This is a genomic window from Lactobacillus leichmannii, from assembly GCF_024701915.1.
GTDB lineage: Bacteria > Bacillota > Bacilli > Lactobacillales > Lactobacillaceae > Lactobacillus > Lactobacillus delbrueckii.
The window spans coordinates 61,512-72,013 of the sequence record NZ_QOCY01000037.1 but is presented as its reverse complement, the minus strand read 5'-3'; the positions used below and the strand labels follow the sequence as shown (position 1 = coordinate 72,013).

Sequence of the window (10,502 nt, the reverse complement as noted above, 5' to 3'; positions counted from 1 at the left end):
TGCCGGATAGACTTTCTGTTTTGCATGATATCTTTAAAATCGTTGTTCATTTTATTACCTCAAAGAATGTACGATTACATCTACATTTACATTGTAACCGATTGCACATAATAAACAACCATGTTTTACTGAAAATATTTTGTATCATCCGAACCGGAGAAAGCGCTATAATATAAGTAGTAAGAAATGGTCAGAGATGTGTGAGAAATAAGGTGATCAAAATGAAGATGAAGCATGCTAAGAGAATCGCCCTTTTGCTGGCTTTAGGCTATGCTGGTGGTCAGGCTTTGAAGCGGTCAGCGCCATTCTTGAAGGGCGTGCAGGCAGGGATCCTCATGGAGAAGGGGAAGAGAAAGCTCAAGGAGAGCGAACCTGTCCAGAAACTTAAGGAATTAGCTGATAAATAGAAAATAATGTACGCGTGGTTCTAGTTGAAACACATCTCCATTCTTAGACTAGTGCCACGCGTATTTTGTGGAATGTAATTGAGGATTAGGAATATGAAAATGAAACTTAGTCGTATTCTGACGCTTATAGTAGCGTTAGGTTTATTAGGTAGTGATGTTGAAACGATACCTAGTTCAGTACAGCCAGTTAAAGTTGCAGCGGCTCAAAAGAAGACTGCTAAGAAGAAAAAGACAAAGAAATCTACTTCAAAATCTAAGAAGAAGCCGGTAAAGAAGACTACTTCAAAGTCGAATAAGAAGCCAGCAAAGAAGACTACTTCAAAGTCGAAGAAGAAGCCGGCAAAGAAGACTACTTCAAAGTCGAAGAAGAAGCCGGCAAAGAAGACTACTTCAAAGCCAAAGAAGAAGACGGTAAAGAAGGCTACTTCAAAGTCAAAGAAGACGGTGAAGAAGACGGTAAAGAAGGCTACTTCAAAGTCAAAGAAGACGGTGAAGAAGGCCGCTTCAAAGTCGAAGAAGAAGCCGGCAAAGAAGACTACTTCAAAGCCAAAGAAGAAGTCAGTAAAGAAGGCAACTTCAAAGTCGAAGAAGAAAACGACGAAGAAGACTGCTTCAAAGTCAAAGAAGAAGACCGTAAAAAAGACTACCTCAAAGCCAACGACAAATACAAAGACCAATCAGCCGTCAACAAAGCCATCAACTGACCAACCAGCAGACAAGCCAGAAAACAGCTCAAGTGTGAAAGAGAGTAAGGATGCTGATCATTATAAGCCTATAGCTGGTGAACCAGATGTTGGTGTAGCAGTAGGTGATCCGTTGCCGTGGAGTTGGTTAATTTCAAACGAAAATGAACTTCCCTCTGGTACGAAACTTAAGTTTGATAAAGAGCCTGATTTAAATAAAGTTGGAACGTATTACATTAAGGTCATTGCCCAGTACCCAGATGGATCTGAAAATAGTTCAGATACGATTCAAGTACGTGTGAGACCCAAAACAGACGCAGAAATTTACGAGCCTATCGTTAAGGATGGAGAAGGCTTTACTGGAAATGACTTGAAGGCAAGTGAACTGGTGACTAATGCCGATACTCTCCCAAAAGGAACTGAATTTTATTTTGACTCAAAAGTAGATTGTTACGAAACTGGTGTGTATTCTGCTACGATAACAGCATATTACCCAGATGGTTCAAAGGATGTTACGAGACCAGTAACGGTAAAAATAATTTCGCCGTTAGATGTTGCATCAATTGAAGCTTTTGAGGGTCAATCTTCTCCTAATTCTAGATATTTAATGCTCAAAGTCACTAACAAATCTGACAAGACATTAAATTTCAGAGCAAGTATGAATGCTGAAGATACTCATGGCAAAGAAATTTGTGGTATGACGGGCGAAGAAAATGGTCCAGTTGCTCCTAATCAATCAATTATCTTGTATGGGGATTTTTGGGATGAAAAGCCATACTATTATGGTCATATAAATTATCAATTCTATGCGACTAATACGGATCATAAATCAGCAAACTCCGACTTAAAAGTAGAAGTTTCTAAAAATAAAGGCTTTGGATACGATATAAAAGCAACGAATATCGGAACTAAGAAGATATATTATCCGAGTGTAGATGTATTCCTTTTTAAAGATGGGAAAGTAATCTATGAGCATGAAACCCTAATGGAACCAGATGACGCTGATGGTCTACAGCCAGGTGAGTCAATTACTAAGTCATTTCAATCATATGATTATGATGATGTAGAATTATCTTACACGTCATCGTATGACAAATAGTTTTCGATGATTAACCCACTAACCTTAACTTAACCAAAAAAGGATCTACCTTCTCGATGAAGATAGATCCTTTTTCATATGTAATTTACTTCTTAGTAAACGATCACAGGCATGTGCACCTTAACCGCGTTCCAAACGGACTTGATTTTACTAGGCCGGATGTTGACGCAGCCGTGTGACCCGCCTTTCAGGTAGGCCGTGCTTGACCAGTCGGTCCGCCATGACGCGTCGTGCAGCCCGCAGCCGCTCATCGTAAACGGCATCCAGTAGCTGACCTTAGAAGCGTAGTTCGACCCGTTGTCGTTCTGCCCTCTTAAAGTAGCGTCCTTCTGCTTGTACATGATGTACCAAACCCCAGTAGGCGTAGCGTTGTCGCCCTTGTTGGCCGTCCCCGTAACCACGTCAGATACAGTTACGACCACCTTGCCGTTGACAACCACCCACATGTCCTGGCTGGCGATTGACACAACCACATAGCTGTTGCCCAGCCCATTGTTGCTCTTGCCGTAGCCCAGACCTTGCGTGGTGTAGCCTTCACCATAGATGTGGTTCTTCCCGTCAATGGTCTTCTTGCCAGTCTCATAAGCTGACAGAACCGCCTTCTTGGCGCTGGCCGTCCAGATCCCCCAGCCGTAGCTCTGGTTGGTAACGGTGATGGTTGACCCGGCTGGCGTCTTGAACTTGTAGCTCTTGCCCAAAGTCTTGACTTCCTTGTCCATGGCGTTCAGTTTCGCCGTCAGCTTGCTTGCGTCGTCGTAGTGGACAGCGCCGCTGTAGTAGCTGACTTGGGTCAAGTAGTCTTTAGCTGCCAGGGTAAAAGTCTTCCCCGCCACAGAGTAGTCCACGCTGGCCGCGGTAATGGCCTTCAGCTTGCTCTTGCCCTTCTTCAGAGCCGTGTTCTCGTAATTGTAGCTCTGGTCAGTCGGCAGCTGGGTGTACTGCTTGTCAAAGTACTTCTGGACCTGCTCCTTGCTGATAGTTGTCAGCTTGCTGTCACGAACAGCACTGATCTTGCCGTCCTTGTAGACCAGCTTGTTGACAGCCTTGGCCTGGATCTTTTCGACCGCTTGGTCAACCGTCAGCTTGCCCACCTTGACGCCATAGATAGTGACGTTAGCGTTGAAGTGCTTCTTGTTGTATGCCACCTGCTTCTTGTTTTCCGCCAGAACGGTTGCCTGGTGCTGTTGGTAGGCATTGTGGCCCCAAATACCCGCGCAGGCCAGGACGATAACCGCCACACCCGCGATAATCAGGTATTTGCTGCCTTGAGTATTTTTCTTTCGGTAGTCTTTGCGAGAAGTCATTAATAACTCCAATCTGCTCATTCAAAAGATTGTGTTCAGTATAATACGAATCTCTTAGCGATTAAAATGTACGGAGAGATATTTAATATGAATTTAAAATTTTGTCTCCGCGATATCGTCCTCCGGCCGGTGGCCTTGAATCCGCACCAGTTGCCAGGCAAAAGGACTTTCTTGCTTCTTTAACTGAACCGTCAGGACTCCGTTTTCAAAAACAAATTCACATTCTTCCCGGCCGTCGAGCCATTCGATCCGGTTTGGCGCTTCCGTCAAGCCAGTCACCTTGACCTCTGCAGGATAAGGGGCCTTTAAGAAAAGGTAGGCCTGGTATGGCGCGTGCCGGTTGGTCAAGACAAAAGCCTCTGCCGCGTCAGCTGACAAGTCACTTTCCTGGCCTTCATTAACCGCGTGGCCAAACTTGTGCATCCAGGCGTTCAAAGCGTCTAAAGTCGCTTGGTCAGCTTCGTCTTCGCCGTCCACGTCAACGACTAAGGCCTGGCCGGCCTTTCTGGCAGCTAGCAAAGCGTCCACGACATCATCTGCCTTGTAGTGCTGGCCAGCTTGGTCTGGCAGGTAGGCGATGGTGTACTTTTCGCAGGCCGCTTTTAATTCTTCCCGGCCGCTGACGGCGCGGGCACCGATGTCCCTTGCCCGGCGGACCAGAGCATCCGCGTTTACATTTGCCCCAGTTGGGTTAAAATTTAAGATAATCGCAAAATCAGGGTTGATCATGCTTGCTCCTCCTTATTGTTAAACACATGTTTTATTTTACTAGATTATTAATAGGATGTAAAAAATGAAGATTGTGATTTCCCCCGCTAAAAAAATGCAGATAGACGGCGGCTTTTTGCCGAAAAGCCAGCCCGTCTTCCTCGACCAGGCTGAGGAGCTTTGGTCCTATTTGCATTCCTTAGATCAAGCTGATCTGGAAAAAGTCTGGCGGGCCAATGCCAAAATCACCGAAGAAGCCCGGCAGATGCTGGCTGCTGACCTAACTCAGCCGCAAGTACCAGCCCTCTTTGCCTACAGTGGCCTGCAGTACCAGTACCTGGCCGCCGATGTTTTAGACCAAGCCGGGCTAGACTACCTGGATCAGCACCTGCGCGTTTTGTCCGGTCTTTACGGCAGCCTTCGCCCCTTTGACGGGATCGTGCCCTACCGCCTGGAAATGAAGAGCCCCCTGCCTGCCTTTAAGTATAAGAGCCTTTATGAATTCTGGGGAGAAAAAGTTTACCAAGAGCTCTACCAAGATGATTCCGTGGTCCTCAACCTGGCTTCCAAGGAATACAGCCATCTCCTGACTCCGTTCTTAAAAGAGGGAGACCGCTTGCTTGAGGTCGTCTTCCAGGAAGAGAAAAACGGCAAATGGCGGACCCAGGCAACTCATGCCAAGATGGCCCGGGGCCGTTTAGTCCGCTGGCTGGCGGAAGGGGGCCGGGACTTGTCCGACCTGCCGGACTTCACCGACTTCGGCTATGCCTTTGCCCCTGACCAAAGCGGGAAAGACCGGGTCGTTTTCCGGAAGAAGGCATGACAATTTTTCACAAAGTGCGAAAAAAGAAAAAAATTTTACACTTTTAAAAGGCTGGAAAGCGCTTGCTGACCGGCCTTTTTTCTTTTGTGCAATAAATCATAAAATTGACAACGCTTTCAGATGTGATTTAATAGAAACGGAGATTGAAACACAAAAAAGAAAACTGTAAGGTGAGCTAGAATGGAATATCATAAGTTAACTGCTGAAGACATTGAAAACTTGCGGCCAATGATTGCCGACCCAGAACGTTTTATTACTGAAGTAACTGAACACTGGGACCACGACCAATTCAAGACTGTCCGGGCTATGCCTGACCTGGTAATCCAGCCGACCACGGCTGAAGAAGTAGCCAGCGTCTTGAAGTATGCCAGCGACCACGAAATTGCCTTGACTCCACGGGGCAACTCAACTGGTTTGATGGGGGCTAACTTGACTGTGCACGGCGGGATCTCCCTGGACATGGTTAAGATGAACAAGGTTATCGACTACGACCCAGCCAGCTTGACCATCACTGTTCAACCAGGCATCCGTTTGAACCAACTGGAAGAATTTTTGGCAGACAAGCCATTTACCTACATGCCAGCACCAGCCATGCACTGGGCTACTGTAGCCGGCAACATCAGCACCAACGCCGGTGGCCTCAAGGCTATCAAGTACGGGGTAACCCGTGAACACATCCGGGAAGTCAAGGTTGCCTTGACTGACGGCAAGGTCTACAAGTTCGGTTCCAAGTCAGTTAAGTCATCATCCGGCTACTCCTTGAAGGACCTGATCATCGGTTCTGAAGGGACTTTGGGCGTGATCACTGAAGCTGTTCTCCGTCTTTATCCAAGACCAAAGCACGCTTTGAACGCCATCATTTCTTTCCCGACTTTGGACGATGCCATCCAGTCAGTGCCAGCTATCTTGGCTTCCGGCGTTGTGCCAACCACTGTTGAATACATGGGCCGCAAGGTCTTGAACCTGTGGGAAAAGTACTACGACGCTACTTTCCCAATCAAGGAAGGCGACGGCTTCATCATCCTGGGCATCGACTCCTTCACGGCCAGCGACGCTGAAGCCCAATTGGCTCAAGCTTTGGAAGCAGTCAAGCCATTCCACGCTTTGAAGGAAACTGTCTTGAACGCTGAATCAGACGAAGCCAAGACCATCTGGGACGCCCGTGAAAAGCTGCTTTTGGCCATCCAAAAGTCAACTCCTAAGATGGACGAAGTCGACGTTTCCGTGCCGATCAACAAGATTCCGCTGGTTCTGCACCGGATCGAAGAACTGGAAAAGGAAGAAGACATGCGGATTCCTAACTTCGGCCACGCCGGCGACGGTAACCTGCACATCTACCTTTGCTCAGACGATATGACTGACGACGAATTTGCCAAGAAGGGCGACATCATTATCTCCGAACTCTACAAGACCGCCAAGTCAGTGGACGGCAACATGTCCGGTGAACACGGGGTTGGCTACGCCCGCCAGAACTACTACGAAGACTTCTACGGCAAGGACTACACCGACTTGCTCAGAAAGGTCAAGGGCCTCTTCGATCCTAAGGGCATCCTTAACCCAGACAAGATCTTCCCGTTAGACTAAAGCACGGCTCCCTCCGCGCGGCAAGCTTTAAAAATCCAAAGTAAAAATAATCAAGAACTAATCAACTAAGCAAATCAAGAATTAACCAAAAAACGAAAAGAACAAGTACCTAACAGTAAGTACATAAAAACAACAAAACAACAAAACAACATTTTAATTTTTAAGCTTCACAAATTAATTATCACAGGGAAGGGCTGCTCCGGCAGCCCTTTTTTGTGCAAGAAAAATGACACTGCGTCACTTTTTATGTTGACACGGTGTCACTTCAGGCATATACTGGAAAACAGTTGAGGGTGACACGGTGTCACGGAGGTGAAAAATGGTCAAGGCAACTTTTGAGAATTTAAGTAAAGACAAGCAGGACCGGGTAACAGAGGCCCTGCTCAAGGAATTCAGCGCCCATACTTTGGCCAGCGCCCAGGTGGCGCGGATCGTCAAGGAAGCCGGGATTGCCCGGGGGGCCTTTTACAAGTACTTTGAGGATTTGACGGATGCTTACCAGTACCTGTTCAAGCTGGCCATGCGGGACCTGCACACGGGCCTGACCGGCCGGATGGGGGCAGACGAGCTCTATCAGATGACCAAGGACTTTGTGACCAAGGCCACTGGCAGCCAGTACTATGACTTGATCCGCCTGCACTACGCGGCTAACGAGGCGCTTTTGCCAAGCAGCAGGCCCAACAAGCAGATGCCGGCCTGTGCCTGGGCGGCCATGGCCCTGTCACACGAGGCGATCAAGGAAGCCTTGCTGGACCCGGACAAGGCAGATTTTTACTTAGACCGGGAGCATGAGGCTTTAGAGAAGCTCTTTAGCCAACATAAATAGGCAAGCTGGGAAAAGACATAAGAAAGGAAGAAAGCAGAAAAAATGTTTTTAGCACTAAAAGAGATCAAGCATGAAAAGATGCGGTACGGCTTGATCGTCTTCATGATTTTTCTGATCGCGTACATGATTTTGGCAACCTGGGGCCTGGCATACGGCCTGGCCCGGGAAAACACGGTGGCTTTGGAAGGCTGGCAGACCAAGAGCGTGGTCTTGAACAAGAACGCCAACCTGTTTATGAACAGTTCGATTTTGACCAAGGATGACTTGAAGAAGATCGACCTGACTGACAAGGAAGCCGTGGTCGGCGAACTGCAGGTAGTGGCCAAGAAGAAGGGCAAGACCGGGATTAACGCCCAGTACATGGGGGTTAAGAAGGGCGAATTTATCTACAAGGACCAGGATGTAATTGCTGGCCGACGGGCTAAGAGCAAGTACGAAGTCACGGCTGACAGCAGCTTTAAGGACAAGGGCTACAAGCTGGGCGACAAGGTGACCTTGAACGGGTCAGACCACAAGTACACGATCGTCGGCTTCGTCAAGGATGCCAAGATTAATATTGAACCGATCATGTATGGCTTTTTGCCGGCATGGAAGGAATTAAAGAACGTGGCACCGGGGATTGAAGCTTCCGGGATCATTTCCCAGCGGAAGCTGTCTGTTAAGGGGAAGAACTTCAAGACTTACGGAATTAAGGAATTTACGCAAAAACTGCCGGGCCACTCTGAACAGAACATGACTTTTGAATTGATGATTGCTTTCATGTTCATCATTTCCCTGGCCATCGTGGCAGTCTTCCTGTACATTTTGACTATCCAGAAGCTGCCGAATTACGCGGTTCTGCGGGCACAGGGCGTGCCGGCCAAGACTTTGATCTGGGCCACGGTCAGCCAGAGTCTTCTTTTGGTAACGAGCGCTTTGGTCCTGGCTCTTTTGGCAATCTGGGGCACGGCGGCCGCGATACCGGCATCTGTTCCGATGGCCTTTACGCCAGGGATTTTCGTGGCGACGATCGGCGGGATGTTGGTAATGGGTCTGCTGGGCGGGCTTAACCCAGTTAGAACGATTTTGAAGATTGACCCGGTACAGGCAATTGGAGGCTAAGATGGCAGCGATTGAAATTAAGAACGTGAAAAAAGTTTACGGGCAGGGGGATGCAGCGACGGTTGCCCTCAAGGGGGTCGACTTCAGCGCGGATACTGGCAACGTGGTTCTGTTGATGGGACCAAGCGGGGCCGGGAAGAGCACCCTGCTGACGATTATGGGTGCCTTGCAGACCGCGACGAGCGGGAAGGTGGAAATCGACGGCCAGGACATCAGCCAGTTGAAGGAAAAGGACCGCAGCCGCCTGCGTTTGAACAAATTGGGCTTTATTTTGCAGGCCTACAACCTGGTGCCTTACTTGACGGTTAAGGAACAGTTCCAGCTGGTGGACAAGGTGAAGAAGACCGGCAACTTGCGCCAGGAAGAATTAAAGGATCTTTTGGCTGACCTGGGGATTGAGAACCTGGTCAAGAAGTATCCGGAGAACTTGTCAGGCGGGCAGAAGCAGCGGGTGGCAATCGCCCGGGCCATGTACGCCAACCCGAAGATTTTACTGGCTGATGAGCCAACGGCATCACTGGACAGTGAACGGGTGGAAGAAGTCGGCCGCTTGTTTAAGAAGCTGGCCAAGGATGACAGGAAGGCGATCATTTTGGTCACCCACGACCCGCGGCTGGAAAAATACGCTGACCACATCTATGACATGATGGACGGGCAGTTGTCACAAAGAAAATAACAGAAGAAGGCTCCGCTCAGGCGGGGCCTTTTTTGACCGGATACGAAGAAAAATGACCGGATTTGAATTTTTGGCGGAAAAATCTGGAAAAATGGTATGATTAAATAAGAAAACGAGTGAGAAATGTGAGGTCGTTAGGGATGGAAAAATAAACGTGGGAGTGCTAATGACACTTCCACGTTTATTTTTATTCCGAATTCTACAAAAGTCAAAAGAACCGTACTACCCAAATTTTGGATAATACGGTTCTTTCTTGATGTCAATCCCTTAACTTAATGACATTGGATTGGAATATAGTCCAATTAGGGGCTTTTTAGCTGTATTGGTCAAGTATGGCAGCCAGCCGCTCTTTAAAGCTCCTTCTTAGCTCTTCTGGCGTGATGATTTTCGCATTCAGTCCAAAAGTCAAGAGATAGTCAATTAAGTACTCAAAGGTGCGTGGCGTATATGAACCGGTCAAATAAGTAGTCCCGCCTTCATGCTCAAGCTGCATATTTGGGTAGAGATTTTTCAAAAAATGTTCCTGGCCCCGGTGGTTGAGGAGAATTTTAAATTCCTGGCCTGAATTGTCGTGTTCAAACTCTAGCTGCTTTTGCTTCAATTCAGCCAAACTAAGCTTATTAGGAACGGCAGCCTGCTCAGTACAATCCTGCAATTGGTCGCAGCGGTAGTTCCAAAAGGCCTGGCCCACCAAGTCATAGGCCGCAAACAACCAGTTGCCATCCCTAAAAAAGAGTTGGCAGGGTTGCAGCAGGACTTGCTGGCCCTTGAAGTTGGCCCGGACCAGGGAGTCGTGCAGGATTGACTCCATCAGCAGGCGCAAGTAAGGGTTGTGGTGAACTGCCGGGGTGTTGAAGAAGGAAACCGCTGCTTGTGAGGCTAAGGCCTGCTGCTGCCGGCTCGGTGCCAGGTTCTTGAGCAGCTTTTGGCTGATCATCTGGAAAGATTCGTTAAACGGGGTTTCTTTTAGCTGCTCCATGGCTTTGAGCGCGAAAAATATCGCGGCAACCTCATCCGAATTGAAGTATATCTTGGTCAGCAGGTCCTCTTGAATCAGTGAATAGCCGCCAGCCCGGCCTGCTTCGGCGTATAAGGCCAAGCCAAGTTCCTCCAGGCTGGCAATGTCCCTTAGGGCCGTCCGCTTGGAAATCTGAAAGTTGTCCATCAGGTCCTGCAGGTTAAAGCGCTTCTTGTCACTTAAAAAAATCAGCTCTTGATTAAGCCGCTCAGATTTTTTCAATTTTTTCTCCTTATTTTTGCTAAAAGGTGCCGTAAATTGGCACCTTTTCAT

Annotated in this window: 11 protein-coding genes; 7 read left to right on the top strand and 4 right to left on the bottom strand. The window is 48.0% G+C overall.

Annotated elements, in window-relative coordinates; translation table 11 throughout:
- Nucleotides 1-221: 221 nt before the first annotated feature.
- Complete coding sequence (locus DS743_RS04100; protein WP_003613252.1) at nucleotides 222-407, top strand: hypothetical protein; 186 nt, start codon at nucleotides 222-224, stop codon at nucleotides 405-407.
- A 203-nt stretch (nucleotides 408-610) separates the two neighbouring features.
- On the opposite strand, the gene DS743_RS04095 is transcribed toward DS743_RS04100, so the two are convergent.
- The gene (locus tag DS743_RS04095; RefSeq protein WP_258945815.1) at nucleotides 611-1,084 is read right to left on the bottom strand and encodes a hypothetical protein; all 474 of its coding nucleotides are present in this window, start codon (nucleotides 1,082-1,084) and stop codon (nucleotides 611-613) included.
- Between the two features lie 61 nt (nucleotides 1,085-1,145).
- On the opposite strand from DS743_RS04095, the gene DS743_RS04090 reads away from it, so the two are divergent.
- Nucleotides 1,146-2,189, top strand: a complete 1,044-nt coding sequence (locus tag DS743_RS04090) for a Rib/alpha-like domain-containing protein (RefSeq protein ID WP_035184933.1) — start codon at nucleotides 1,146-1,148, stop codon at nucleotides 2,187-2,189.
- A gap of 92 nt (nucleotides 2,190-2,281) precedes the next feature.
- Here DS743_RS04090 and DS743_RS04085 read toward each other — a convergent pair whose 3' ends face one another.
- Together DS743_RS04085 and DS743_RS04080 are read right to left on the bottom strand one after the other, a co-directional pair.
- Nucleotides 2,282-3,493 carry a L,D-transpeptidase family protein gene (locus tag DS743_RS04085; protein ID WP_035182884.1) on the bottom strand — a complete coding sequence of 404 codons (1,212 nt, stop codon included), beginning with the start codon at nucleotides 3,491-3,493 and terminating at the stop codon, nucleotides 2,282-2,284.
- 93 nt (nucleotides 3,494-3,586) lie between these two features.
- Complete coding sequence (locus tag DS743_RS04080; protein WP_035184937.1) at nucleotides 3,587-4,222, bottom strand: hypothetical protein; 636 nt, start codon at nucleotides 4,220-4,222, stop codon at nucleotides 3,587-3,589.
- A 64-nt stretch (nucleotides 4,223-4,286) separates the two neighbouring features.
- Here DS743_RS04080 and yaaA point away from each other — a divergent pair, with 64 nt between their 5' ends.
- From yaaA to DS743_RS04055, 5 genes are all read left to right on the top strand, one after another.
- Entirely contained in the window at nucleotides 4,287-5,024 is a 738-nt protein-coding gene (gene yaaA, locus DS743_RS04075) for a peroxide stress protein YaaA (protein ID WP_035184940.1), read from the top strand.
- A gap of 180 nt (nucleotides 5,025-5,204) precedes the next feature.
- Nucleotides 5,205-6,608 (top strand): FAD-binding oxidoreductase, encoded by a 1,404-nt coding sequence (locus DS743_RS04070; protein ID WP_035184943.1) that lies wholly within the window; start codon nucleotides 5,205-5,207, stop codon nucleotides 6,606-6,608.
- Between the two features lie 319 nt (nucleotides 6,609-6,927).
- Nucleotides 6,928-7,434: a TetR/AcrR family transcriptional regulator gene (locus DS743_RS04065; RefSeq protein ID WP_003613249.1), complete on the top strand. Its 507-nt coding sequence runs from the start codon at nucleotides 6,928-6,930 to the stop codon at nucleotides 7,432-7,434.
- A 42-nt stretch (nucleotides 7,435-7,476) separates the two neighbouring features.
- Entirely contained in the window at nucleotides 7,477-8,535 is a 1,059-nt protein-coding gene (locus DS743_RS04060; protein ID WP_003616571.1) for an ABC transporter permease, read from the top strand.
- A 1-nt stretch (nucleotide 8,536) separates the two neighbouring features.
- Nucleotides 8,537-9,211, top strand: coding sequence for an ABC transporter ATP-binding protein (locus DS743_RS04055; protein WP_025896052.1), 675 nt, complete (start codon nucleotides 8,537-8,539; stop codon nucleotides 9,209-9,211).
- A 313-nt stretch (nucleotides 9,212-9,524) separates the two neighbouring features.
- Here DS743_RS04055 and DS743_RS04050 read toward each other — a convergent pair whose 3' ends face one another.
- Complete coding sequence (locus tag DS743_RS04050) at nucleotides 9,525-10,451, bottom strand: helix-turn-helix transcriptional regulator (RefSeq protein WP_035184946.1); 927 nt, start codon at nucleotides 10,449-10,451, stop codon at nucleotides 9,525-9,527.
- Nucleotides 10,452-10,502 lie beyond the last annotated feature (51 nt).